General features: G+C 71.7%; 29 protein-coding genes. 7 read left to right on the forward strand and 22 right to left on the reverse strand.

What is annotated here, in order from left to right; all coding sequences use genetic code 11:
- Positions 1 to 113 precede the first annotated feature (113 nt).
- Positions 114 to 473 carry a winged helix-turn-helix transcriptional regulator gene (locus ACFW48_RS09130; protein WP_386311904.1) on the reverse strand — a complete coding sequence of 120 codons (360 nt, stop codon included), beginning with the start codon at positions 471 to 473 and terminating at the stop codon, positions 114 to 116.
- Between the two features lie 49 nt (positions 474 to 522).
- Between ACFW48_RS09130 and ACFW48_RS09135 the strand changes: the two genes are divergently transcribed.
- Positions 523 to 1434, forward strand: a complete 912-nt coding sequence (locus tag ACFW48_RS09135; RefSeq protein WP_386311906.1) for an NAD(P)-dependent oxidoreductase — start codon at positions 523 to 525, stop codon at positions 1432 to 1434.
- A 15-nt stretch (positions 1435 to 1449) separates the two neighbouring features.
- Here the strand turns inward: ACFW48_RS09135 and ACFW48_RS09140 are convergent, their stop codons facing one another.
- The 5 genes from ACFW48_RS09140 to ACFW48_RS09160 all read right to left on the reverse strand — a co-directional run bounded on the left by ACFW48_RS09140 (position 1450) and on the right by ACFW48_RS09160 (position 8309).
- On the reverse strand, positions 1450 to 3510 hold the full coding sequence (locus tag ACFW48_RS09140; protein ID WP_386311907.1) for a HelD family protein: 2061 nt from the start codon (positions 3508 to 3510) through the stop codon (positions 1450 to 1452).
- A gap of 41 nt (positions 3511 to 3551) precedes the next feature.
- Entirely contained in the window at positions 3552 to 4187 is a 636-nt protein-coding gene (locus tag ACFW48_RS09145; RefSeq protein ID WP_386311909.1) for a TetR/AcrR family transcriptional regulator, read from the reverse strand.
- A gap of 34 nt (positions 4188 to 4221) precedes the next feature.
- Positions 4222 to 6321, reverse strand: a complete 2100-nt coding sequence (locus ACFW48_RS09150; protein WP_386312096.1) for a phosphotransferase family protein — start codon at positions 6319 to 6321, stop codon at positions 4222 to 4224.
- A gap of 357 nt (positions 6322 to 6678) precedes the next feature.
- A complete protein-coding gene (locus ACFW48_RS09155; protein WP_386311911.1) occupies positions 6679 to 7434 on the reverse strand; it encodes an HAD family hydrolase in 756 nt (251 codons plus the stop codon).
- A complete protein-coding gene (locus tag ACFW48_RS09160; RefSeq protein WP_386311913.1) occupies positions 7434 to 8309 on the reverse strand; it encodes a winged helix-turn-helix domain-containing protein in 876 nt (291 codons plus the stop codon). The genes ACFW48_RS09155 and ACFW48_RS09160 overlap by 1 nt, the downstream gene beginning before the upstream one ends.
- A 148-nt stretch (positions 8310 to 8457) precedes the next feature.
- Here ACFW48_RS09160 and ACFW48_RS09165 point away from each other — a divergent pair, with 148 nt between their 5' ends.
- The gene (locus tag ACFW48_RS09165; RefSeq protein WP_345635879.1) at positions 8458 to 8646 is read left to right on the forward strand and encodes a hypothetical protein; all 189 of its coding nucleotides are present in this window, start codon (positions 8458 to 8460) and stop codon (positions 8644 to 8646) included.
- Positions 8647 to 8693: 47 nt separating this feature from the next.
- Here the strand turns inward: ACFW48_RS09165 and ACFW48_RS09170 are convergent, their stop codons facing one another.
- Complete coding sequence (locus ACFW48_RS09170) at positions 8694 to 9605, reverse strand: FadR/GntR family transcriptional regulator (RefSeq protein ID WP_386311915.1); 912 nt, start codon at positions 9603 to 9605, stop codon at positions 8694 to 8696.
- 153 nt (positions 9606 to 9758) lie between these two features.
- Between ACFW48_RS09170 and ACFW48_RS09175 the strand changes: the two genes are divergently transcribed.
- A complete protein-coding gene (locus ACFW48_RS09175; protein WP_386311917.1) occupies positions 9759 to 9944 on the forward strand; it encodes a hypothetical protein in 186 nt (61 codons plus the stop codon).
- A 168-nt stretch (positions 9945 to 10112) separates the two neighbouring features.
- On the opposite strand, the gene ACFW48_RS09180 is transcribed toward ACFW48_RS09175, so the two are convergent.
- The 3 genes from ACFW48_RS09180 to ACFW48_RS09190 form a co-directional block, all read right to left on the reverse strand.
- On the reverse strand, positions 10113 to 11369 hold the full coding sequence (locus ACFW48_RS09180) for a GNAT family N-acetyltransferase (RefSeq protein WP_386311920.1): 1257 nt from the start codon (positions 11367 to 11369) through the stop codon (positions 10113 to 10115).
- Between the two features lie 157 nt (positions 11370 to 11526).
- Positions 11527 to 12543, reverse strand: a complete 1017-nt coding sequence (locus ACFW48_RS09185) for an asparaginase (RefSeq protein ID WP_386311921.1) — start codon at positions 12541 to 12543, stop codon at positions 11527 to 11529.
- Positions 12544 to 12633: 90 nt separating this feature from the next.
- A complete protein-coding gene (locus ACFW48_RS09190; protein ID WP_310872623.1) occupies positions 12634 to 13254 on the reverse strand; it encodes an aerial mycelium formation protein in 621 nt (206 codons plus the stop codon).
- A 181-nt stretch (positions 13255 to 13435) separates the two neighbouring features.
- Between ACFW48_RS09190 and dtd the strand changes: the two genes are divergently transcribed.
- Entirely contained in the window at positions 13436 to 13861 is a 426-nt protein-coding gene (dtd, locus tag ACFW48_RS09195; protein WP_337306866.1) for a D-aminoacyl-tRNA deacylase, read from the forward strand.
- Between the two features lie 31 nt (positions 13862 to 13892).
- Here the strand turns inward: dtd and ACFW48_RS09200 are convergent, their stop codons facing one another.
- The 5 genes from ACFW48_RS09200 to ACFW48_RS09220 all read right to left on the reverse strand — a co-directional run bounded on the left by ACFW48_RS09200 (position 13893) and on the right by ACFW48_RS09220 (position 17123).
- The gene (locus ACFW48_RS09200) at positions 13893 to 14858 is read right to left on the reverse strand and encodes a YgfZ/GcvT domain-containing protein (protein ID WP_386311923.1); all 966 of its coding nucleotides are present in this window, start codon (positions 14856 to 14858) and stop codon (positions 13893 to 13895) included.
- A gap of 10 nt (positions 14859 to 14868) precedes the next feature.
- Entirely contained in the window at positions 14869 to 15306 is a 438-nt protein-coding gene (locus ACFW48_RS09205) for a Fur family transcriptional regulator (protein ID WP_121747840.1), read from the reverse strand.
- Positions 15307 to 15338: 32 nt separating this feature from the next.
- Entirely contained in the window at positions 15339 to 15914 is a 576-nt protein-coding gene (locus ACFW48_RS09210; RefSeq protein ID WP_386311926.1) for an FABP family protein, read from the reverse strand.
- Between the two features lie 169 nt (positions 15915 to 16083).
- Positions 16084 to 16299 carry a DUF397 domain-containing protein gene (locus ACFW48_RS09215; protein WP_386311928.1) on the reverse strand — a complete coding sequence of 72 codons (216 nt, stop codon included), beginning with the start codon at positions 16297 to 16299 and terminating at the stop codon, positions 16084 to 16086.
- Positions 16281 to 17123 (reverse strand): helix-turn-helix transcriptional regulator, encoded by an 843-nt coding sequence (locus ACFW48_RS09220; protein ID WP_386311930.1) that lies wholly within the window; start codon positions 17121 to 17123, stop codon positions 16281 to 16283. Before ACFW48_RS09220 ends, ACFW48_RS09215 begins: the two co-directional genes overlap by 19 nt.
- Before the next feature lie 172 nt (positions 17124 to 17295).
- Here ACFW48_RS09220 and ACFW48_RS09225 point away from each other — a divergent pair, with 172 nt between their 5' ends.
- Genes ACFW48_RS09225 through ACFW48_RS09235 form a run of 3 tightly spaced genes read left to right on the forward strand, consistent with a single transcriptional unit; the run spans position 17296 to position 18345 of the window.
- Complete coding sequence (locus ACFW48_RS09225; protein WP_386311932.1) at positions 17296 to 17688, forward strand: hypothetical protein; 393 nt, start codon at positions 17296 to 17298, stop codon at positions 17686 to 17688.
- On the forward strand, positions 17685 to 17954 hold the full coding sequence (locus tag ACFW48_RS09230; RefSeq protein ID WP_386311934.1) for a hypothetical protein: 270 nt from the start codon (positions 17685 to 17687) through the stop codon (positions 17952 to 17954). Before ACFW48_RS09225 ends, ACFW48_RS09230 begins: the two co-directional genes overlap by 4 nt.
- A gap of 28 nt (positions 17955 to 17982) precedes the next feature.
- Positions 17983 to 18345: a DsrE family protein gene (locus ACFW48_RS09235; RefSeq protein ID WP_386311937.1), complete on the forward strand. Its 363-nt coding sequence runs from the start codon at positions 17983 to 17985 to the stop codon at positions 18343 to 18345.
- Positions 18346 to 18514: 169 nt separating this feature from the next.
- Here ACFW48_RS09235 and ACFW48_RS09240 read toward each other — a convergent pair whose 3' ends face one another.
- From ACFW48_RS09240 to ACFW48_RS09270, 7 genes are all read right to left on the reverse strand, one after another.
- A complete protein-coding gene (locus tag ACFW48_RS09240) occupies positions 18515 to 19342 on the reverse strand; it encodes a hypothetical protein (protein ID WP_386312099.1) in 828 nt (275 codons plus the stop codon).
- A gap of 59 nt (positions 19343 to 19401) precedes the next feature.
- On the reverse strand, positions 19402 to 20163 hold the full coding sequence (locus tag ACFW48_RS09245; protein WP_386311940.1) for a hypothetical protein: 762 nt from the start codon (positions 20161 to 20163) through the stop codon (positions 19402 to 19404).
- Positions 20160 to 20987: a hypothetical protein gene (locus ACFW48_RS09250; RefSeq protein WP_386311942.1), complete on the reverse strand. Its 828-nt coding sequence runs from the start codon at positions 20985 to 20987 to the stop codon at positions 20160 to 20162. The genes ACFW48_RS09245 and ACFW48_RS09250 overlap by 4 nt, the downstream gene beginning before the upstream one ends.
- Before the next feature lie 150 nt (positions 20988 to 21137).
- Entirely contained in the window at positions 21138 to 21404 is a 267-nt protein-coding gene (locus ACFW48_RS09255) for a DUF3099 domain-containing protein (protein ID WP_345635902.1), read from the reverse strand.
- 107 nt (positions 21405 to 21511) lie between these two features.
- On the reverse strand, positions 21512 to 21799 hold the full coding sequence (locus ACFW48_RS09260; RefSeq protein WP_121747762.1) for a DUF1416 domain-containing protein: 288 nt from the start codon (positions 21797 to 21799) through the stop codon (positions 21512 to 21514).
- A 30-nt stretch (positions 21800 to 21829) separates the two neighbouring features.
- Positions 21830 to 22675, reverse strand: coding sequence for a sulfurtransferase (locus ACFW48_RS09265; protein WP_386311945.1), 846 nt, complete (start codon positions 22673 to 22675; stop codon positions 21830 to 21832).
- Positions 22676 to 23061: 386 nt separating this feature from the next.
- Positions 23062 to 23799, reverse strand: coding sequence for a DUF2993 domain-containing protein (locus tag ACFW48_RS09270; RefSeq protein ID WP_386311948.1), 738 nt, complete (start codon positions 23797 to 23799; stop codon positions 23062 to 23064).
- Between the last annotated feature and the right edge of the window lie 124 nt (positions 23800 to 23923).

Genomic DNA, 23923 nt, shown 5'->3' on the forward strand with positions numbered 1-23923 from the left:
ACGGAGGTCTCCCGTCACGGGGACCCGTCCGGGACAGGACGGCCCCTACCCACCTTTTTGTGCGTACTTGGCAGCGCGCCTCCCTCGGCCGAAGCTGAAGGGGCGGGTGATCGTCAGGAGGCCGCGCGGGTGGTGGCCTCCGGCCCGGCCAGCCTGTCCAGGCGCCGGTGGCCCCAGTCGGAGAGAGGAGAGAGGGCCTCGGCCAGGTCGCGGCCGAACGCGGTCAGGGAGTACTCCGTCTTCAGCGGAAGCACGTCGTACACCCGCCGGTCCACCAGTCCGTCCGCCTCCATCTCGCGCAGCGCCTGGGTCAGCACCTTCTCGGTGAGGCCGGGCACCCGACGGCGCAGTTCGGCCGGCCGCCGCGGGCCGGGCTCCAGCAGCCACAGCAGCGTCGTCTTCCACTTGCCCTCGATCACGGCGATCGCGGCGGTCACTCCGCAGACGTTCGGATCCTGACGCCGGTGCGCCATGCCGTGCCCCTTTCCTCAGCAATTGCTCTTTATATTACGGGAGTTGAACATGTCCGTGCACACCGACCAGTCTGCCGCCGCCGATCAGTCTGCCGCCACCGTCACCGTTCTCGGCCTCGGTCCGATGGGCCGGGCGCTGGCCGAGGCGTTCGTGGCCGCCGGGCTGCGCACCACCGTCTGGAACCGCACGCCCGGCCGGGACGCCGACCTGGTCGCCCGGGGCGCGGTCTCGGCGCGCTCCGCGACGGAGGCGGTCGCCGCCTCCCCGCTGACCGTCGTCTGCGTGGTGAACTACGACGCCTCGGACGCCGTACTGCGCCAGGACGCCGTCGCCGCCGCCCTCAAGGGCCGTACGGTCGTGAACCTGAGCGCCGACACCCCCGAGCGGGCCCGGGACACGGCCGAGTGGGCCGGCCGGCACGGCGTCCGCTACCTGGACGGCGCGATCATGACGCCGACCCCGACCATCGGCACGGACGACGCGGTGTTCCTGCACAGCGGCCCCGAGGAGCTGTACCGGGAGCACCGGCCCGTGCTGGCGGCGCTCGGCGGCACCCACACCCACCTCGGCGAGGACGCCGGGCGGGCCGCGGCCTACGACATCGCGCTGCTCGACATCTTCTGGACGGCGATGGCGGGCTACGCGCACGCCCTCGCCGTGGCCCGGGCGGAGGGCGTCACCGGCGCGGAACTCGCCCCCTTCGCCCAGGGCATCGCCGCGATCCTGCCGCCGCTGTTCGCCGAGTTCGCCGCCGACACCGACACCGGTTCGTACTCGGGCGACCTGAACCCGATCACCTCGGCCGCGTCGACCATGGCGCACGTGGTCCACGCCTCCGAGGCGCACGGCATCGACGCGAGCGTGATGCGCGTGATCGAGGGGCAGGCCCGGCGGGTCATCGCGCTCGGGCACGGCACGGACGGGTTCACCCGCGTCGCCGACGTGATCGGCCGCCGCTGACCCGCGCGCGGAACATCAGAAGGGCAGGGGCCGCCCGTGCACCACGTCCAGCCCGGACACCGCACGGGTGAGCACCACGTACAGCCGGTGCAGGCCCCGCCCCCCGGCGCCCTCCGCCTCCGCGATCGCGGCCGGTTCGACGGCGACGACGTGGTCGTACTCCAGTCCCTTGACGACACTCGCGGGCACCACGGCCACCCGGGCGCCCAGCGCCTCCGGTCCCGCCGCCGCGATCCCGGCGGCGTCGAGGGCGTCCCGCATCCGGGGCACGTCCGCGTCGGCGGCGACGACACCGACGGAGCCCTCCCGGGCGAGAGCGTCCCGTACGGCGTCGACGACCGCGCTCCCGACCTCCCCCGGCGCGGCGGGGCGCATCGTCAGCTCGCCGTCCCCGCGCAGGGAACGGGCCGCCGGTACGTCCACGTCCAGCCGCGCCAGCAGCCGGTTGGCGAGGCCGACCACCGCCTGCGGCACCCGGAATCCGGTGGTCAGCGGCGTGACGGGCGCGTCCGGCCGGCCCAGGTGGGCGAGGGTGGTCCGCCACGACCGCGCCGCCCACGGCGTGGTCCCCTGGGCCAGGTCGCCGAGGACGGTGAGCGATCCGAAGGCGGCCCGGCGGGCGATGGCCCGGCACTCCATCGGGGAGAGGTCCTGGGCCTCGTCGACGACGATGTGCCCGTAGCCCTCGGGGTGTTCGAGGAGCCCGGCGACCTCGTCGAGGAGGACCAGGTCGGCGGCGGACCAGCGGGCCGACCGCCACGACCGCGGCGCACCGGCCGCCGTCCACAGGACCGCCTTCCGCTCGTCGTCGTCCAGCAGTCCGTCGGCGGCCCGCGCCAGCGCGTCGGGGTCGCCGAGCAGCCGCGCGACGACCTCCTCGGGACGCACCCGGGGCCAGACGGCGTCGAGGTACGCGCCGACCGGCCGGGACCGTTCGATCCGGCGTACCCAGGCGCCCGTCCGCGGCCCGGCGCGCCGCTCGGCCAGGTCCTGGACGTACCGCACGATCCGGGCCCGCACCCGCTCCCGCCCGACGGTGTACGGCGGTTCCTCGTCCCGCACGTCCGCCACGATCCGGGCCAGTTCGTCGGCCGGGACCCGCCAGCGGTAGGAGCCGTCCGGTACGGCGAGGGAGTCGGCGGCGCCGGGGGCCACGCGCGCGTACAGGGCGCGGCGCAGCACCTCCGCCATCCGGGCGTCGTGCTTGACGGCGGCGGCCCGCTCGTCGTCGGCTCCGGTGACGGGGTGCCGCGCGATCTCCTGGGGGAGCGTCGACTGCCGTACGCCGGTCTCGCCGAGGGCGGGCAGTACCTCGGCGATGTAGGAGAGGAAGGTGGGGTTGGGGCCGAGGATCAGCAGTCCGCCGCGCCGGATGCGCTGCGGGTGGGTGTAGAGCAGGTACGCGGCCCGGTGCAGTCCGACGGCGGTCTTTCCCGTGCCCGGGGCGCCCTGGACGCAGACCGTGGCGGTGAGGTCCGCGCGGACGAGGTCGTCCTGCTCGGGCTGGATGGTGGCGGCGATGTCCCGCATGGGGCCGACGCGGGGCCGTTCGATCTCGCGGGCGACGATGTCGCTCGTACGGGACTCGCCCCGGCCGAGGTGCTCGTCCTCCAGACCGGTGAGGTCGGCCGAGTCCCCGCGGCTGCCGGGCGCCCACCCGAAACGGCGGCGGACGGCGACACCGCGCGGGTCGCCGGCGGTGGCCTGGTAGAAGGCCCGGGAGACGGGGGCGCGCCAGTCGACGACGAGGGGCGGGGCGGCGGGGTCCTCGGTGATCCGCAACCGGCCGACGTGCAGTCCGGCGCCGCCTCCGCCGGCGTCGGCGTCCTGAGCCGCGGCGAAGTCCAGCCGTCCGAAGAACAGCGGCCCCTCGGGCAGTTCGCGCAGCGCCTTGGCCCGGCTGCGCAGCCGGTGTCCGAGCACCTCGGCGTCGGCACCGGAGGCGGAGACGTCCTCGCCGGTGACCACGTGTTCCCGGGCGCCGTCGACCATGGCGGCGAGAGCGGTACGGCAGTGGTCGTGGTGGGCGCGTTCCTGGGCGAGGGCGTGCTGGAGGGCGGAGTCGGGTGACGTCATTCCATCGAGCGTACCCGAATAGCATTACCGAGTTACATTTTTTACTCAGTCGCGGGATGAGCCGGGTTCCGGCCGGCGAGCCCCGGCAGCCCCGCCGCCAGCCTGCCGAACGCCCGCTCCGCCGCCGCCACGGCATCACTCCGCACGTCCGCCACGCCCTCCCCGCCCGCGATCCGGCGCCAGTTCTCCTGCGCGAGGATCCGCTGCACGGCGATGATCTGCCCGGCGGCCAGCCTGGCCTCCAGGTCGCCGCCGAGGGCCTCGGCGAGCGCGGACTCCGACCGCTCCAGGTGCGTGTGCAGCCGGGCCACGAGGGCGGGGGTGCCGTAGAGCAGCGTGTGGAAGGCGAGTACGTCGGGATGGTCGCTGAGCCCGGTCACCGGGTCGGACCGCTCCAGCCCCGCCAGGAAGTGCCGGCGCAGCGCGGGGAGCGGCGCCGGCCCCTCCCCCGCCACCCGTGCCGCCTCGCCCTCGTGGTCGGCGATGCGGCGCAGGACGAGGTCCTCCTTCGCCGGGAAGTACCGGAAGAGCGTCGGCTTGGACACCTCGGCCGCGGCGGCCACCTCGGCGACGGACACCGCGTCGAACCCCTTCTCCACGAAGAGGCCGATGGCGATGTCCGACAACGACTGGATCGTCCGCTGCTTCTTGCGCTCACGCAGGCCGGTCTCCACCATGCGACGACCCTACGCCGGGACCGCCGGCCCCGGCTCAGGCGTCTGCCGGGACCAGGGCCGCCCGTGGCCCCCCGTGGTCTGCGTGCGGCAGCGCGCGGGCGAGGTAGGGACTGGCCATGGGCTTGTCCGGCAGGCCCAGGGCCGCCGTGGCCTCGGCCAGCGTCATCGCGTAGGTCTGGACGGCGCGACTGACGTTGGGTGCCTCCAGGCCGGCGCCCGTCACCAGGCGGTGGAGGTCGACGTAGGCGGAGCGGACGGTCTCGATCCACCGGTACACCCGCCAGTCGTCGTGCCAGTCGCAGGCGCAGTCGGGCGGCAGCCGGCGCTCCCACCGCCGGAACATGCGGTCGCGGATCTCCGGCCGCGTCGGCGTGAGGTGCATGTGGCGGACGAGGTCGTACAGGGGGTCGCCCACCATGGCCATCTCCCAGTCGATGAGCGTCAGGCCCCCGTCCGGGCGGCGCACCAGGTTCCACGGGTTGAGGTCACCGTGCAGCAGTACGGGCCTGCGCCGGCTCAGGGTGTGCCGGGTGAGGATCTCGGCCAGCCGCACGTTGTCCGGCAGACCCAGTTCGCGGGCCAGTTCCATCGTGGCCCTGGGCAGCTCGCTCACCATGCGCACCAGCTCGCCGCGCAGCCAGGGATAGAAGGCGGCCCCGTTCAGCGGGTCCAGCTCTCCGCACTCGACCTCGGCCAGTTCGCCCAACTGGTCCACGAGGTCGTCCGCCTCGTGCGGGCGCAGCCCGTGCTCGGGATGCTCCGGGGGGCGGAAGCCACCGGCCGGCCCTTCGTAGGAGTGGATGGTGAACTGCTCGCGCAGCCCGCTGGTGCCCAGGGCCAGCACCCGCGGAGCCCGTACGCGTGCCCTGGAGCGTTCGATCGCCGTCAGCACGGCGTGCTCGCTGAGGAACCGGCGCTCCAGGGGTTCGGCGGCGCCCACCTTGCGGCGGACCATGACGGGGAAGCCGACGCCCTCGACGTGCACGGCCGTGTTCAGATGCGCGGTTCCCTTGAAGACCCGGTCGGCGGCGGCCGTGCCCTCCTCCAGCAGCGCCCGGCTGACCGCCCGGGCGGGGAAGTCACCGCGGATGCGGACCCTTCGGTCGCGCTCCCACACGATCTGGAAGGGGGGCCGCCCCCGGCTGGGCCGGACGCCGTGCGACTCGTTCCACCGGAAGAGGATGCGTTCGATGGCCGGCTCGTCCGGCACGCTCCTCAGACGCAACGGTTCCTCCGCCGCCACCAGCGCCCGGCGCACCGCCCGGGTCGCGGCGGCCAGGTCCCGCTGGTCGAAGCGGTCGCCGAGCGACTTCGCGGCCCGCATGACGTCCGGGTAGACGGACTGGGCCCGCTCGAACGCGACGTAGTGCCTCAGGTCCCGGTCCAGGCCGTTGACGGCCTTGCCGCGCCGCTCCCCCATCACCTTGCGCCACGCCTCGATGACCTCCGGCCACTGGTACTCGGGGTAGCGCATGCGCACCAGGTGGGTGGCGAGGTCGTGGAGGGGGTCGCCGTAACTGGCCAGTTCCCAGTCGACGCAGGTCAGTGGGGGGTTCCCGCCGTAGGAGACGATCACGTTGTCCCGGTGCAGGTCCGTGTGGAGCAGGCTGAACGGGCGGCTGACGAGGGTGGGCACCCTTTCGGCGAACCGGACCAGGGCGTCCTCCGGAATGCCCAGCATGGCGAACAGGCCGCCGAACTCCGCCCGGTTGCGCTGCCTGATCTGCTCCTCGGCCGCGAACGCCAGCGCTCTGAGGAACGCGCTGCCGTCCCGGCCGGACCGGGGCCAGTGGACCGGCAGCGGAGGCAGGTGCTGCCTGCGCACCCGCGTCATGTCGGCGAGCAGCCCCGCCAGCGCGACGATCAGGTCGTGGTCGACGGGCGTGTCGCCCGGGCAGACGCTCGACAGGGGCACGCCATCGACGTAGCTGAGGACGACGACGTCACGGTGCTTGGCCAGACAGCGCGGGACGTTGTGCAGCACTCCCCAGATCCGGTTGAGCAGGTCGGATTCGTCCTGCCAGGTCCGGATCACCACCGGCAGGGCGGACGGGACGCGTTTGCGGACGGTGACCGGCGCGCCGTTCTCGGCGGCGACCAGCCGCGAGTCCTCGGCGGTGAGGGGGCGCACCATGTAGTTGAGGTTGTGGTGACCCCGTCCGAACCGCCCCAGTGCCGTCGCGTGAGCGAGGAACCGGTCGAACGCCTCGTCCGCCGCCCGCTCCAGTGCCGGCTTGCCAAGCGGGGACGGACGACTCACGGAGGCTCCAGGAGGGGCTTGCGACGCGCCAGGTCTTCATGCTGCGACGAAGAAAGTGGGCACACAGTACAGCCAGGACAGCGGCCCGCTGGAAGTACTCCAGTATTCGGAACGCACTTGAGCAACTCGGGTGACCGGAACGGGCGAATCGACCCCGCCACCCGGACCCCGGACACCCGTCGCACGGGATCGGCCGGCGGTCCCGCCCCGAGAACGTCCTGACGTCGTGATTCAGGCGTGACCGCGCACCCGGCCGTCCTCCCACAGCAGTTTCAGTACCGGCTCCAGTGAGTACACGACCGTTTCCGCGCCGGCCTGTCTCAGGAGCTTCGCCTTCTCGTCGTCGCGGGCGTAGCCCAGGAACGGCACCCCGGCCCGCCGGGCGGCGGTCAGGTCGGACGTGGTGTCACCGACCATCAGGGCCTGCCCGGGGGCGGCGCCCATCGCTTGGAGGGCCCGGTTCAGGCAGTACGGGTCGGGCTTGAGCAGGTGCAGATCCCGGGTGCGGCCGTAGATGTGGGGGGCGAAGCAGTCCAGCAGGCCCCGCGTGGTGAGGTACTCGCCCACCACACGCGGCGAGTTGTTGGTCGTGACCGCCAGTCCGACACCCAGCGCGGCCCAGGTCCGGATCAGGGGGTCCGCGTACGCCGTCGGCCGCGCGGTGGGCACGGCGCGCAGCTCCTCACGGGTCAGCCGTTCCTCGAAGTCGGCCGCGAGGTCGCTGCGGTGACGCCTGCGGTCGACCGCTCCCAGCAGGACGTGCGGATCCGGATGGACCTGCTCCTCCTCGCTCAGCAGCTCCTTGAGGCCCAACCGCTCCAGCCAGTCCACGAGTTCGCCCGCGACCCGGTCCGCGGAGTAGCCCGCGAACAGCCTGCAGACGGGGCCGTCGAAGTCCCACAGGACGAACCGGGCGCCCAGGACCAGATCCCTCAGCCCATCGGCCTGCTCGGCCACCGGTTCCGTCTGATCCGTATCAGAAGTCACTAGGAGAGTGTCATGTCCGAGGTGATGGTTTCCCAGAGGGCGTCGAACCACTTCTGTGATTCCTCCACGAACACCGCGTCCCGGTGACCCGCCCGCTTCAGGAAGGAGAACAGCAGCGACTGGGAGCCGAGGGCGTCGTACATCTCCAGTGTCCTGCTCTCGTACTCCTCCTCGCGCCGGGTGAGCATGTAGTAGCCGAGGAGCGCCTCGTCGCCGTTGAGCAGGTAGAGCTTCATCGGCGGGGTGAAGGGCAGTGCGCGGAAGGCGATGTGCACGTCGACGCGGTGGGTGGAGCGTACGGCGTGCAGGTTGTGCTGGAGCACCCGGGCCTGGGCGTTGCGCATCTGGAGCCAACGCTGGTGGACCGGGTCGTCCTCCGCGTCCTCGACCAGGACGGGGAAGGCCAGTTCGATGTCCCTCGACGGCATCAGGACGCGGAATTCGATGGACTCCGGGTGGATGCGGCCCTCGTGGATCAGGCGGAGCGGCTCACTCAGAGCCAGCATCAATGTCTCCGAGGTGTGGCACACGACGTCGACCCGCACCCGCGGTGCCGAGAACGCCTCCGCCAGCCGCGGCCCGAGCGCCACCATCGTCGGCTGCGGCTCGCCCCGGGGCGTGGCCGGCTCGGCGATGCGGGGCGGGCTGCCCTTGCTGACGTTGGTGAGCAGGCCGTCCTCCTGGAGCGCCCGCAGGGCCTGGCGGACGGTGCCGCGCTCCACCTTGAACTCGTCGGCCAGCTCGGCCTGGGTGGGCAGGCGGTCGCCCGCCTTGAGGTCTCCCCCGCGGATCCGTTCCCGCAGGATCTCGGCGATCTCCTGGGACGAGAGCCTTCTGCTGCCGTTCACGGACACGTTCTCCTGAGTCACGACCAAACGCTACAACTTCGGCCTACCTACAGGGAGTTGTTTGAAACTTGTTTATAGATAGTAGCCAAGTGGGGACAACATAGTCAGAGTTGGTTGCCAACTTGGTCTAGTTGGCGGAAGTTTCCCGTCCCAAACTTCCGAAGGGGGAAAGACCATGCCCGTTCTCGCCCTTGTCTCCGCGGTCCTCGTCGTCGCCTTCGAGCAGATCGTCCAGTGGAAGTACGGCGCCTCCGGCATCGTCGGCCTGCTCCTGCTCACCATCGGCATCAAGGCCAAGAGCCCGTCCGTCAGCTCCGTCGGAGCGGTGGTGCTGGCCCTGCTGGTCGCGGGCCCCGCGCTGTGACCGGGAGGTGATCAGGTGATGAGCCACGTCGTGAGCTACGTGGTCAGCTACGTGGTGAGCACCAGCTCCGAACTGATCGTCTCCCACAGCGCGTCGAACCACAGCCGCGACTGCTTCACGAACACCCCGTCGCGCAGGCCACCGCCCTGCTCGAAGGCGAACAGCGTCGAGCGGATGCCCTCCGCGTCGTACATCTCCATCGGCTCGTGGTCGATCTCCTGCTCGCGCCGGCTGAGGGTGTAGTACGCGAAGAGGGCCTCCGCGCCGTTGAGCACGTACAGCTTCACCGGCGGCGTGAAGGGCAGCGCGCGGAAGGTTACCCGCACGTCGATGCCGTGCGTGGCCCGCAGGCCCAGCAGGTTGTGCTGGAGCACCTGGCCCTGGGCGTTGCGCATGGCCAGCCACCGCTCGTGCACCGGGTCGCCGGCCCCGCGCCCGGCCACCGCCACCGGGAAGGCCAGGTCGATGTTCCGGCTCGGCAGCAGGACCCGGACGTCGATCTTGGCCGGTTTCAGTCGCCCCGCGTGGATGTGGCGCAGCGGTTCGCCGATGGCGAGGGTGAGGGAGACCGAGGTCAGGCACAGGGCGTCGATCTCGACGTGCGGGGCGGCGAAGGCCTCGGCGATCCGGGGCGCGAGGGCGGCCGTGGTGGGCATCGGCGGCGCCGCGGGCCCCGTCAGGGCGCCGTGGAGGTCGGGCGCGACGGTCGCGGGGCTCCCCTTGGACACGTTGGTGAGCAGACGTTCCGACTGCAGGATGCGCAGGGCCTGGCGGACGGCGCCGCGCTCCACGCCGAACTCGTCGGCCAACTGGGCCTGGGTGGGCATGCGCTGGCCCGGCTGCAGCCGACCGGACCTGATCCGGGCGCGCAGTTCGTCGGCCACCTCGCGGTGTGTTCTCTGTGGCCGCTGCGGTCTCTTCCGCCCATTGACGGGGGCATGTTCCGGCTCCACGACCAAACACTACAACTTCTCGCCATCTTTAGGCAGTTCGCGGAAAGGTGGTTATGAGACGGGCCCAAGCGGAGATAAGTACAGTGAAGTTGGCAGCCAACTTGAGCAACGTGGTCGGACCTTCAGGGGGTTGGCCACCACGGTGACAGGGGGTCAACCATGCCGCTCATCGCCATCGTCGTCGCCGCTCTGGCCATCGGGTTCGAGCAGCTCGTGCAATGGAAGTACGGGCCCATGGGCATCATCGCGTTCGTCGCGCTGTCCATCGGCATCAAGGCGAAGAACACCCTGATCGGCGGTGTGGGCGCGGTGATCCTCGTGATGCTGCTCGCCCAGTCCGGCTGAACCGACGTACTGCTGTCCGGGCCCCCTTCCGGAGGGGAGCCGGGAGCCCGGGCAGTCAGTCAGCACGACGCACGACAACCACAACTGAACAACGGCACAACAACCACAACCGAAGAGCAAGCGCTACGGATGCGCACACCCACCCGTCACCGGCAGAAGGGAGCCGCCTCAGAACATGTCCGGGCACCAAGGCCGCCTGGACGTACGCAGCAGGGCGTCGGCCACACGGGCGGCGCCCGCTCGTTCTTCCCGGACCCGGCCGAGCGCGGCCAGCCGCACCGCCGACTCGTCGCCCAGCCACAGCGCCGCCAGCTCGGCCACGTCGAGCACGAGGTGGGCGCTCTCGGTGGTCGGCGCGCAGGACGCCCCGTCCGCTCCCGCCTCCAGCCGCCACCGCCCGCCGGTCAGCCCTCCCCGGTCCGCGACCTCCAGCACCAGCGAGCCCTGCCCCTCGTACGTCCGCGCCTCCAGCGCCCGTACGACATCCAGGATGCGCACCCACAGCCAGTCCGCCTGCGTGCTGATCCTGGCCGCCCGCGGGTCCGGCAGGAGGTGCGGGAGCAGGTCGTCGGGGGCCCGCCAGCCGCTCTTCACCGTGGTGATCCAGTCGATCGAGCACAGGTAGCGCCACAGGGCGCGCTCGGCGTCCGGCGTCACGGCCAACAGCCAGTCGACGGTCGCCGTGTTCAGCGGCTGCTTGGCGTCGCCCCATTTGTCGTCGGACCTGTACGAGGCCATGCCCTCGACCTCGCCGTCCGCCGAGCGGTACACGGCGTAGAAGGGCTCGGTCCACGGTGAACCGTCCGTGCTCACGACCCCGGTCCGGGTCTGCCACCACAGCTCGGGCCGGCTCACCGCGCCTGGCTGGGCCCGGCGCAGCCGCTCGTGCAGTTCGGGGCCGAGCTTGCGGACGTCCTCGCCGTCCACGAGGTCGATCCGGCCGCCGTCCTCCGGGGCCGCCCAGCGCGCGTCGAGACCGGCGCGCGGCACGTCGACCGTCCACTCGGTCATGGTGGTGGCGGGGCCGAAGCCGTAGCGGCCGTAGATCGGGTACTCGGCCGCGATCAGTGTCGCGACGACGTCGCCCCGGTCCTTCGCCGCCGCCAGGTCCTGCGCCATCATGCGGGTGAGTACGCCGCGTCGGCGGTGGGTGGCGGTGACGGTGACGTTGGAGACCGCGTCGGCCTGCACGAGCGCGCCGCCCACGGCGGTGACCTGCTGGTCGAAGGACCGGAAGGTCCCCACACAGCGGTCGCCGTCGAAGGCGCCGAGCAGCCGGCCTGGCACGAATTGGTTGCGCCGGGCCTCCAACTGCTCCGCGGCGACGGCGGGCGGCATGAGGAATCCGGTGTTCAGGGCCCGGTTCCAGTCGGGGAACTCGGCCTCGGTGATGGGACGTACGTCGATGTCGGTGCGGCGGGTCATGCGCTCACGGTAGGTCGGCGACCGCACCGGCGTCGCGCGGATTTGCCCGCCCCGACGTCCCGGAAGCCGCCCGCCCCGGCCCCTCGGAAGGGCGCGCGCTCTCCGGGAGCCGCCCGGTCTCGGCAGGCCGCCCGATCTCGAAACGGGCCGCCCGCTCTCAGAAGGCCGCCCGGACCTCCCCCACCTCGCGTCCGCCGCCCAGCAGGGGCGCACGGCCGATGCGGTCGACCACCGGCCCCTCCACGCCCAGCAGCGTCAGCGCGCGGGCCAGGACCGGGCCCAGGGCCCGCGTCGCTCCGTCCTCGACCTTGAAGGCCAGGGCGCGGCCGTCCGGCAGGGCCACCGCCTGGACGGCCTCCGCACCCATCTTGGAGAGCGCGCCGGGCACCTCGCGCATCAGCCAGGTGTCGGCGCGGCGGGTACCGGCGACGTACTCGGGGTGGGCGCGCATCGCGTCGGCGACCCGGCGCTCCGCCGAACCCGGCTCGGCACCGGCGAAGGAGCGGAAGGCGCGGGCCAGCCCGACCAGGCTGACCGCCATCAGCGGCGCTCCGCACCCGTCCGTGCCGACGGCGGCGACCGGCTCGCCCGCGGCGTCCTCCACAACCCTGTGGATGATCCGCTGGAGCGGGTGCTCGGGGTCGAGGTACGACTCCAGCGGCCAGCCCCGCCGCGCGCAGACGGCCAGCATCGCGGTGTGCTTGCCGGAGCAGTTCATGGTGATCCGGTCGGGCGCCGCGCCCGACACCAGGTACGCGTCCCGCTCCTCAGCGTCCAGGGGCAGGTCGGGCGGGCACTGGAGCAGGGCCGGGTCCAGTCCGTACTCGTCCAGCATCCTGCGGACCAGGCCGCGGTGGAAGGGCTCCCCGGAATGGCTCGCGGCGGCCAGCGCCAGCCGCTCCCCCGCGAGGTCCAGGCCGGCCCGCAGGACGCCCGCCGCCTGCATCGGCTTGTTCGAGGAGCGCGGGAAGACCGGCGCCGTCACCTCCCCCAGCGCCAGCTCCACGGCACCGTCGGCGCCCAGCACGACCAGGCTGCCCCGGTGCCGCCCTTCGACGAAACCGGACCGGACGACCTCGGCGAGGACGGGCGGTACGACGGGCGAGAGGGCGGACGTGGGCGCGGGCTGGGACGGCTGGGCCGTCGGGGGAGGGAACGGTTGCGACGCGGGCATCGGCGGTGGCCTTCCGGACGGACGGCCCGCCGCGGCGACGGCCCGGGATCGCCGGGCCCCGGAGGGCGGCTCCGGAAGCCGTCCCTCGTGTCACACGAGCAGGTCGTCGACTTGTGCTTCCCCCTCACGGTACCGGCGTGCGATCTCCGCGCTGCAGTCGTCGGCCGTGCGCTGCAGCCGCTGCCGCCGACGGGAGACCTGTTGCTCGTAGCGCACGAGCCGGCCCATTCCGGCGGTCAGTTCGACGTCGGTGCGGGCCGTCAGGTCGGACAGCTCGACCTCGCCGAGCATCTCCGCGGCCAGCCGCCGGCACTCCTCGCTCCGCGGAGTGCCGAGCGTCACGTGCCGGGCGGAGGAACGCTGCCGGGCCGGTGCGTCGGTCAGGATCTCCGACAGCCGCTCGACCACGGACCCCTTCGCCGCGGTGGTCACCACGGACGCCGGCCGGCGCCGCGCCAACTCCGCCCGCAGAATGTCGATACGGCCCTGCAGCAGCCGCCGTACGTAGCTCAGGTCGGCCTCCTCGCGCTGCGCGTCCCGGCGCAGCGTGCGCAGCTCCGGCAGGCTCAGCGCGATCAGGTCGTGCCCCGGCGGATCCGCGGGCAGCTCCGGGCTGTCCGTGCGCTGTACGGGCGGCCGGGGCGCCTCCAGGCCACCCGGATATGTCAACGCGACAGTCCCAAGCGGCTGCCCCGTACTCGGTGTGCTCATATGCCTCTACCGTCCCCTCGACCGGCCTCTGGGGAGCATCGTGCCACCCCAAGTGGCCGCTATGTGACCGAGTGCCCACGATCGGCCCCGAACGGCCCCAGATGGGGGGGTTAGGGAGCGAAAAAAACCCCGGTACGGGCCCGTGTGCCCACACCCTAGGGGCGCACGGCATCATGACGGGATGCGTGCAGTGGTACAGCGGGTGGACGGCGCGAACGTCGTCGTGAACGGCGAGACCGTGGGAGCGATCGACGGCGAGGGCCTGTGCGTCCTGGTCGGCGTCACCCACGAAGACACCAAGGAGAAGGCGGCGCAGCTGGCCCGCAAGCTCTGGTCGGTGCGGATCCTGCACGACGAGAAGTCGTGCAGCGACATCGACGCACCGCTGCTGGTGATCAGCCAGTTCACCCTTTACGGCGACGCCCGCAAGGGCCGCCGCCCCACCTGGAACGCCGCCGCGCCCGGCGACGTGGCCGAGCCGCTCGTCGACGAGGTCGTCGCGCGACTGCGCGCGCTGGGCGCGACCGTGGCGACGGGCCGTTTCGGCGCACAGATGCGGGTGTCGCTGACGAACGACGGCCCGTTCACGGTGATCGTCGAGGTCTGAGGCCCCGGGCTCCTCCCGGGGCCCCGGGCTCTCAGGGTTCTACGACCGTCTCCTGGGCCGCAGCCGTGGCCTCCGCCATCAGGCGGGCGTCCACCGGGACGTTCCGCTTCACCAGGGCGAGGGCGACCGGGCCCAGCTCGTGGTGGCGTACGGACGTGGTGACGAAGCCGATCTTCCGGCCGTCGGGACCGTCGTCGGCGAGGCGCACCTCGGCCCCGTTCGGCGGCAGGTGGACCTCGCTGCCGTCCAGGTGCAGGAAGACCAGGCGGCGCGGCGGCTTGCCGAGGTTGTGCACCCGGGCGACGGTCTCCTGCCCCCGGTAGCAGCCCTTCTGCAGATGGACGGCCGTCCCGATCCAGCCCAGCTCGTGCGGGATGGTCCGGTGGTCGGTCTCGAAACCGAGGCGGGGACGGTGCTGCTCGACTCGCAGCGCCTCGTGCGCGAGGATCCCGGCCGCCGGACCGGCCCGGTCGGCGAACGCCTCCAGCCCCTCGCGCGGCAGGAAGAGATCACGGCCGTACGGCGTCTCCCGGACGGCGGCGCCCTCGGGGACCTCGGTGATCGAGCCGGCCGGCAGGTGCACGACCGCGGTGTCGGCGGTGCGGTCGGCGACCTCGACCCGGTAGAAGAACTTCATCGACTCCAGGTAGGCGATCAGCGCCTCCTGGCTGCCGGGCTCCACGTGGGCCCAGACGGTCGTGCCGTCGTCGACGAGGTACAGGGCGTGTTCGATGTGGCCGTTCGCGGAGAGGATCAGCGCCTCGGTGGCCTCGCCGGCCCGCAGGTCGCTGACGTGCTGGGTGAGCAGCAGGTGCAGCCAGCTCAGCCGGTCGTCGCCGGTGACGGTGACGACGCCGCGGTGGGAGAGGTCGACGAAGCCGGTGCCGTCGGCGAGGGCACGCTGCTCGCGGAACAGGTCGCCGTAGTGGGCGGCGACGCCTTCGTCCACGCCCTCGGCTGGGACGGCGCCGGGCAGGGACAGCAGGGGGCTCTTCATACGCCCTAGCCTACGACTCGGTGGTTGAGCCCTTCAGGGAACAGTCCTTGCACCGCCCGAAGATCGCGAAGTGCTTCAGGTCGGTGTCGAAGCCGAACTGCTCCCGCAGCTTGGCGGTGAACTCGGCGGCCACCGACAGATCGGCCTCGATCACGTTGGTGCAGTCCCGGCAGACCAGGTGGATGTGGTGGTGCCGGTCGGCGAGATGGTAGGTGGGCGCACCGTGCCCGAGGTGGGCATGGCTGACCAGCCCCAGCTCCTCCAGGAGCTCCAGCGTGCGGTAGACGGTGGAAATGTTGACCCCCGACGCCGTCTTCCTCACTTCGCCGAGGATGTCGTCGGGGGTCGCGTGCTCAAGGGTGTCCACGGCTTCGAGGACCAGCTGCCGCTGCGGGGTCAGCCGGTAGCCGCGCTGCCTGAGGTCGCTCTTCCAGTCGGTGCTCACCACACCCACGAGTCTAGGACCTCTTGGGCGGGGGCCTACTTGAAGAAGGCGATCCCGTCGTCGGGCATGTCATCGGGCAGGGCCTTGGCCCAGCGCTCGACGTCCTCCGGGGTGACGACCTTCTTCAGGTGCGCCGACATGTAGGGGCGCAGCTCGACCTCGGGGGTCTGCTTCTCGCCCACCCACATCAGGTCGCTCTTGACATAGCCGTACAGCCGCTTGCCGCCGGTGTAGGGCCGCGAGGCCGCCGTGCGGGCCACCGCGTCCGTGACCAGGTCGATCTGGGGCTTCTGGTCGGCCAGTTCGCCGTACCAGATCTCGATGACGCCGTCGTCGCGAGTCATCGTGACCTCGACCCTGCGGTTCGCGTCGATGCGCCAGAAGCCGTGCTCGGACTCCAGCGGGCGGACCTTGTTCCCGTCCTGGTCCAGGACCCAGCTGTGGGACCGGTACTCCAGGAAGTCCCGGCCGTCGTGGCTGAAGGAGACCTCCTGCCCGAAGTTGCACTTCTCGGCGCCCGGGAAGTCGTGCACGCCCGCGCCCGCCCAGTCGCCCAGCAGGAAGGCGAGGGGGACGAGGTCCTTGTGGAGGTCGGACGGGATCTCGATCATGAGCGGTACTTCCTGGCGTCGGTGATCAGCGCTGGCCCTGGTACAGCTTCTTCACGGTCAGACCGGCGAAGGCGAGGACGCCGACGCAGACCAGGACCAGCAGGGCTTCGAAGAAGATCTCCACGGGGTGCTCCTTGAGCGGGGGGCATACGACAGGGCCGCCCCCAGCTTACGCGGCCCCTCCGGACGCTTCCCGTCGGACTCCGCCCACGAAGGCGGCCCACGCGGGCGCGGTGAAGAGGAGCGCTCCGCGGGAGGGGTCCTTGCTGTCCCGGACGGGGACGAGGGAGGGGAGGTTGGGGGCGACCTCGACGCAGTTGCCGCCGTCCTGGTTGCTGTAGCTGCTCTTGCGCCACGTGATGTCGTTCAGGTCGATGGCTCGCATGACGCTTCCTCCAACATCCGCCCGATGAACTGCCGCGACCGGTCCGGGGAAAGGGCCAGATCGCGTACCCGATCGTATCGGAGCTGGAGCTGCTCGACAGGCGTGGTTTCCTGGACGAGTTCACCCGAGTAACCCGTCTCGACCCAGGCGACGGTCCGGCCCGCGGGGCCCCGCAGGAACATGGCGTCGGTGTTCGTCAGCCCGTGCAGCCCCGCCGCCCAGGGCAGCACCTGGACGATGACGTTGGGGCGCTCCCCCATCGCGGCGAGATGGCGCAATTGCGCCTGCCACTCGCCCCGGTCGCGCAGAGGGCTGCGCAGCACCGTCTCGGAGAGGATCGCGCGGAACTGCGGCCCGCCGGGCGCCAGCAGCAGCTCACGGCGTCCCACGCGGGCCGCCACCTGGGTGTCCAGCTCCGCTCCGGCCAGCCCGCCCTCCTTGAGCAGCTCGGCCGCGTACTCGGGCGTCTGGAGCAGGCCGGGGACGATGCTGGGCGAGTACTGCCACATACTCACCGCCTCGGCCTCCAGCACCATGTAGCGGCGGTACCGCTCCCTGAACTGCGTCGGGTCGGCCATCGCCAGCTCCCACAGGGTCAGCAGCAGCGGCGGCGTGCCGTAGTACTGGTCGAGCGCCTGGGCCACCTCCGGGCCGCCCAGGGTGTGGCCGTTCTCCAGCTTGCCGAACTGGGACGCGTCCCAGCCCACCACCTCGGCCAGGGCCCGCAGGCTCACGCCTCTCTCCGCGCGCAGCAGCCGCAGCTCCTCGGCGAACCGCTGCCTCGGTTCCTGGCTCCGCCCCGTGATCGCGATCCTCTGCGGCACCGCACCCCTCCCGGCTGTGGAATTTGTGGAATTTGAGCCGCCCGCTGTGGAACTTGGGGCCGTTTCGGGCTTGGCGACCCCCGGCGTGGGTCATGCTCGTAACTGCCCACCACTACGCAGAGTAGGGCAACTGTCGCATTCCGTACAGACGTTGACGTAAGGGAGCGGACCCGTGAGAACAGAACCGGCCACCTACGAGCCCGGCACCGTGCTCTACGACACCGCCGCCGCCAAGGTCGGTGAGTACCGGGGCCGCAGCGGGGCGCGCGTGATGCTCCGGCCCCTCGGTGGCGGCCGGGAGTGGGAGGCGGAGCCGGCCGCGTTGCGCCCGGCGACCGACCGCGAGCGCCTCGGGGCGAGCCTGCGTGCCGCGAACGAGCGCACGCTCGCCACACCCCCGGCCCCCGGCGACCCGGGCAGGCCGCCCGCGCCGGTCCCCGGCTGCGACGCCTGCGCCCGGCTGACCGGCCGGCGGGAGGCCGCGCGGGCGGCGTTCGACCACAGCGCGGTGACGGACGCGAACGTCCTGCTGCGCCAGCACCAGCGCGAGGAGCACAAGGCATGACGTACGACGGCGGACTGCCCTACGAGGAGTGCGGGCGGGCGCAGCGGCTCTCGCCCCGACGGGACCGCACACCCCTCTCCCCCGGCTTCGCGATGCCCCCGTTCCATCCGGGCCACCCACCTCGGCCCGCGCCGAAGCCCGCACCGGGGCGCGGGTCCGGGTCCCGGCCCCGGCCGTACGTCAGGCTGGACGGCGCCACCGTCAGCGGCCTGCTCACCGTCCTCTGCGTCGCGACGCTGCTGGCGACGATCACCTTCGCGGTCTGACGCCGCCCGCGCGGGCTACGCTTCCGGCATGGCGAAGAAGCTCGTGATCAAGGTGACGGCGGGGGCGGACGCGCCCGAGCGGTGTTCTCAGGCGTTCACGGTGGCGGCGGTGGCCGTGGCCAGCGGGGTCGACGTGTCGCTGTGGCTGACCGGCGAGTCCGCCTGGTTCGCGGTGCCGGGACGCGCGGCCGAGTTCGAGTTGCCGCACGCCGCGCCGCTGCCCGACCTGCTCGACTCGGTCCTCGCGGGCGGCCGGGTGACCCTGTGCACCCAGTGCGCGGCCCGCCGCGACCTCACCGAGAAGGACGTCATCGAGGGCGTACGCATCGCGGGCGCGCAGGTCTTCGTCCAGGAGGCGCTGGCCGACGACACGCAGGCCCTCGTCTACTGAGTCCTGCTGAAAAGCGTGAGCAGATGACGGAAAAGTGTCCTCGGGGCGCTCATCCGAGCGCCCCGAGGACAGCTGAGGGCGAAATGCTCGCGTTCTCCAAGGCGGACGGGCCCGCTCGGCACGCGCCCGGTCACGTAGCGTCCGTACGGGCGCGCGCCGCGCGGGGCCGTCAGCGGAGCAGCAGGGACTGCAGAGCCACGGTCTGCTGGAAGGGCACCGCCTCGGCCCCGCCCTTGCGGCTCTGCAGGACGACGGCCAGCACGTCACCGGCGCCGAGGTATGCCTGGCGGACGTGTTCGGTGCCGTAGGGCTCGGGTTCGGTGTACAGGGAGTACGACAGGTCGTCGACCTGTGCCTCCCTCGGGAAACCGTCGTCGGGGACGGTCTCTTCCGCACCGCGCACGGCGTAACCAGGGCCGCTGTACGACGCGAGATGACGGCTGCGCAACTCGTCCACAACGGCCGCGGTGTCGAACTGCAGCAGGTAGACACGGGTGTGGGTGCCGTCATCGGTGGTCCAACCGCGAGCGGCGATGTGGCGCAGCCCGTGGTCGACGAGTTTCTGCCGCAGTTCGTCGTGTTCCGCGGTGTCCCGGTACTCCTTCAGGAAGACGTCCGTCGCGAGCCAGCCGTCCGTGCCGTGCAACTCCTTGTCGGCCTTCGCTCCCTCGGGCGCCGGCAGCACGAGGGAACGCAGATCGGCGTAGTGGGCACCTGCCCTGTTGGCTTCGGCGAACGGTCCGGGGCTGCCGGACGGCAGCGGCGGCCTGGTGAGTGCGGGGTAGGACCATCGCCCGTCCGACTGCGTCGCCAGCCCGGGTACGTCCGTCCGCTCCGTCCGTGTGATGCCGTACGCCGTCGCCGACCCGACGGCGGCGAACACGGCGACGGCCGCGGTCCAGCGCAGCACGGCGCGCAGCGCACGGCGGTCCTTCGTCGCCACCGGGGGCGTCCTCGCCGGATCGGTGTCCCGGAAGACGGGCGGAGCGTCGGGCATGGGCGGCAGGGCGGGTGGGACCGGACGAGCAGCCTGCTCCGTCTGCTCGGTCTGCTCGGTCACACCGCCTCCCCGGGCTCCGCGATGCGGTCGAGCTGCTCGGTCAGCAGCGCGGCGACACTCTTGGCGCCGAACGGCCGCACTCCCTCGCCCGTGGCGGAGACCAGCACGTCGCCTCGATAGGCGGCGCAGAACATCATGTCGAGTCCTTCGTCCGAGTCAGCGGGCAAGCGGTAGCACCGGGCGTCCTTGTGGCCCTCGATGCGCGGTCCCGCCCGGAAGACGTCCAGGGCTTCGAAGAACGCTTTCTGGTCGGCCGCCCCGGAACGCACGGCTGCCCGGTCCTTCATCCGGGTCAACACCACGGTCAGGGAGAGGGCGCCCATCTGTTCGCCGTCGTGAATGCCCCCGGTGCTGGCGTAACTGCGCATGGCCACGCCCGTGATGTGCCGGCGTTCGATCTCCTTCTCCACTTCCCTGCGCTGCGATCGGGGCAGGCCGCTCAGCGACTCCTTGCTCAGAGCGGTCGCCTGGGCGCCGCTCAACGCGACGTCCGCCCCGAATTCCCCGAGGTCGGGCCCACGCGTCCAGCCGTCGGGCCGGTACGGCACGAGGGCCCGGGCCAGTCCGGTGGCTCCGGCCGACGGCTGCTTGCTGTCCGCCGCGGCCTCGGGGAACGCCCATACGGGCGCCCCCGCGTCCCGGGCAGCGTCCTTGACCGTGTCGACCGTGTACCCGACGGCACCGACGGCCGTCGCGACCAGCAGCCCGCCCGCGACGACACCGGCCCACCGCCCGCGACCCGCCCGCTTCTCGCTCACAACCGCTCCATCTGCCGCTCGGCCAGATCCATGATCAGCTTCTTGTCGATCCGCTTCGTTCCGGTCACCCAGACCTCCATCTGGATGTCGCCGCGCCAAGCGTGCGCCTCGGCCTTGTACACCGGCGCAGAGCCCGGCTCGGCCTCGGGGCGGTTGTGCACGAACGCCTCGCCGTCACCGGTGCCGGGAATCCCCCATCGATCGGTGTCCTCCTCCCGGGCCCATCCGGCCCAGTGCCGGCCGTTGTCGCTGGCCTCGTCGGCCGACATGACCTCTTCCTGACGGAACTGGATCAGGCGGATCTCCACGCTGTAGTCGTCCCCGACATCCCAGCCGGTGACGGCCGCGCGGCGGAACTCGTCAAGGATGTACTGCGAGAACTGCTCGTCCGGCCTTCCGAAGGTTCCGGTGTAGGTCGCGAGGTCCATCCACCCGTCGACGCTCTCCAGCCACTCGGCCTCCCGCGCCCCCTGCGGCTTCTTCAGCAACAGCTCACGCAGGTCACCGTCGGTCCGTACCCTGCGGTCCTGGTCGGCGGGCAGCGGTTCCGGTGCCTTCCCGGCGCTGCGCGCGAGCGTGGCCTGCGACAGCGGCGGCAGCTTCGTCGGCTCCCGGTCCGCCTGCACGAGCACTCCCGCGCAGGTACCGGCGACCAGACCCAACACGGCGGCGGCAGTGATGAGCAGGGCCGTACGCCCGCGCCGCCGGCGTCGTCCCGCCCCCTCTACGGTCCGGGACGGACCCGCGCCGCCGATCGGCGGCGTGCGGACCTCCGATGGCGTCGGCACGGCCGGTGCCGCGGGTCTAGCTGGTTCCTCTTCCATGATGTCCCCCACAGAACGTGAAGTGCGCGTTCCGTATGCGCGCACCCAGGAGACCCACAGCCGACGACCGGGGTTGCGGCGATGTTGATCACGATTCGGCCCCGACGCCGTGCACCGGGTGCGCGGCCCGGGCGCGACACGCAGGCGCCGCTACCGGGAGTGCGGGCGTTTCTTTCCGTCCAGTTCGTCCCACCACTCGTCGGACTTCGGGTCGCCGGAGGGGTCGTCCCACCAGCGGTCGTCGGGGCCGCGGCGGTTGGCGACCATCGCGGCGAGCGGGGGGATGACCATGGCGACCACGCACATGCCGACGGCCGCGGGGACCGACCAGAGGCGGACGACGCCCCAGGCCAGGACGAACAGGGCGATGCAGACGCCCATCATCACGAAGTAGCGATGCCGCCGCCGCGCGTACATACGTCCCAGGGTAGGTCCGGACACGCCGAAGGGCCGCACCCCGGGCGTCCAACCCGTGGGGCGCGGCCCTTCGGCCGTCGCTTGCCGCTGCCGCGTGCCGCCTGCCGTCAGACGGCGATCGCGACCTCCGCCAGTCCGCCCTGCTGGGCGACGACCGTGCGGTCGGCGCTGGCGCCCGGGACGAGCGCCCGTACGGTCCAGGTGCCCTCGGCCGCGTAGAAGCGGAACTGGCCCGTCGCGGAGGTCGGGACCTCCGCCGTGAACTCTCCGGTGGAGTCCAGCAGCCGGACGTAGCCCGTCACCGGCTCGCCGTCGCGGGTCACGTGACCCTGGATCGTGGTCTCACCGGGCTTGATCGTCGAGGCGTCGGGGCCGCCGGCCTTCGCTCCGCACATGTCGTACTCCTGAGGGTTGAGGGGGCGGACTTACTTGTTGGCGCCGAGCTCGATCGGCACGCCGACGAGGGAGCCGTACTCGGTCCAGGAGCCGTCGTAGTTCTTGACGTTCTCCACGCCCAGCAGCTCGTGCAGGACGAACCAGGTCAGGGCCGAGCGCTCACCGATGCGGCAGTAGGCGATGGTGTCCTTGGCCAGGTCGACCTGCTCGTCGGTGTAGAGCTGCTTGAGCTCGTCGTCCGACTTGAAGGTGCCGTCGTCGTTGGCGTTCTTCGACCACGGGATGTTGCGGGCGGACGGGACGTGGCCCGGGCGCTGCGACTGCTCCTGGGGGAGGTGGGCCGGGGCGAGCAGCTTGCCGGAGAACTCGTCGGGCGACCGGACGTCGACCAGGTTCTGCGCGCCGATCGCCTTGACGACGTCGTCGCGGAAGGCGCGGATGGAGGTGTCCTGCGGCTTGGCCTTGTACTCGGTGGCCGGACGCTCGGGCACGTCGGTGCCGTCGACCAGCTCGCGGGCGTCCAGCTCCCACTTCTTGCGGCCGCCGTCGAGGAGCTTGACGTTCTCATGGCCGTACAGCTTGAAGTACCAGTAGGCGTAGGACGCGAACCAGTTGTTGTTGCCGCCGTAGAGGACCACCAGCGTGTCGTTGGCGATGCCCTTCGCGGAGAGGAGCTTCTCGAAGCCCTCCTGGTCGACGAAGTCACGGCGGACCGGGTCCTGGAGGTCCTGGGTCCAGTCGATCCGGATCGCGTTCTTGATGTGGTTCTTCTCGTAGGCGGACGTGTCCTCGTCCACCTCGACGATCGCGATGTTGGGGTCGTCCAGGTGGTCCTGGACCCAGTCGGCGTCGACCAGGACGTCGCTGCGGCTCATGATTTCTCCTCCGGGGCAGTTGCGGCGGGGCGTGCGGTGAGAGGGGTGCGCGCGCTCGGGCGTGCGGCGGCGCGCGGATGCCCTGGGCAGGGCGGGTGAGGGGGACGGACGGCGGCGGCGCCGTCCGCTCAGAAGGTGCGACAGAGCATGGCGGCAACGCGGCACAGGTCCACTGCCCGCCGCTTCGTGAGATCCGCCTGTCGCTTCATGGGTACCGATCGTAGGGACGGATACCGGGCCATGTCACCGGCGTGTCGCATCATGAGACGGGATCGTCCGCGATGTGGGATCGAAGAAGGGGCGGGACTTCGCCGCATGTCCCCCCGGGCCGGGGTGCCCGCCGTCGCATCTACGGTACGGACGACACCGTCTCGCCTGTCGGACGCTTACCCGGCCAGCTCGACGTTCGAACCCTTCACCGTGATCTCGACGCCGTCCTTCGCCGCCTCGACCTTGTCCAGCTCGATGCCGCCCGGCAGTTCGTCGATGGTCTGCTGGAAGTCGGTGATGGCCCGGATCCGGGACTCCGCGAACTGCTTGCCGCCGATCTCCGGCAGGCCGTCGGCGACGACCTCCACGTCGTTGTCCTTGACCGTGACCGAGCTGAGCACCTCGACCGGCTCGGGCACTTCGACACCGAGCACCGTGGCCTGGAGCGACACCTTGATCTTGCCGTTGCCGCCGTCGGAGAGGCCGACGACCTTGGCGGTGATGCCGGGCGCGATGTCCGTGGGCTCGGACTTGGTGGCCTTCATCAGCTCGTCGTAGCCGACGGTCGCGGTGCCGGTGGCGGTGGCCGCGGTGGCGGAGCTGTAGTCGCCGGAGAACTCGACGCCCTTCATGTTCGCGCGCAGGTGGTCGATACGGATCTTCTCGCCGCCGTTGCCGGTGGACGCCTCGTAGTCGTCGATCCCGATCTCGACGTCGTCCAGCTCGCCGCCGGCGACCTGGGTGAGGAACGGGAAGCCGTTGATGGAGACGTCGGGTGTCGAGGACAGGTTCTCGGTGCTCCGCAGCTTGTCCGCCGCCTCGTCCTCGGCGAAGTTGACCGCCACACGGTCCGCGATCACGAAGAGCCCGCCCAGGATCACGACGACGATCAGCAGTATTCGCAGTGCACGCATGCGATGTTCCCCAACCATGGGCGGTCAACGACGGCGGTCCCCGACGACCGGCGGCCGTCCAGCGCGAGGGTAACGCGGCCGGGCGGGGCCGCCGGGGTTTTGTCGATCACCTGTGACAGGGGTG

This window comes from Streptomyces sp. NPDC058812 (genome assembly GCF_042744565.1).
Lineage (GTDB): Bacteria > Actinomycetota > Actinomycetes > Streptomycetales > Streptomycetaceae > Streptomyces > Streptomyces thinghirensis.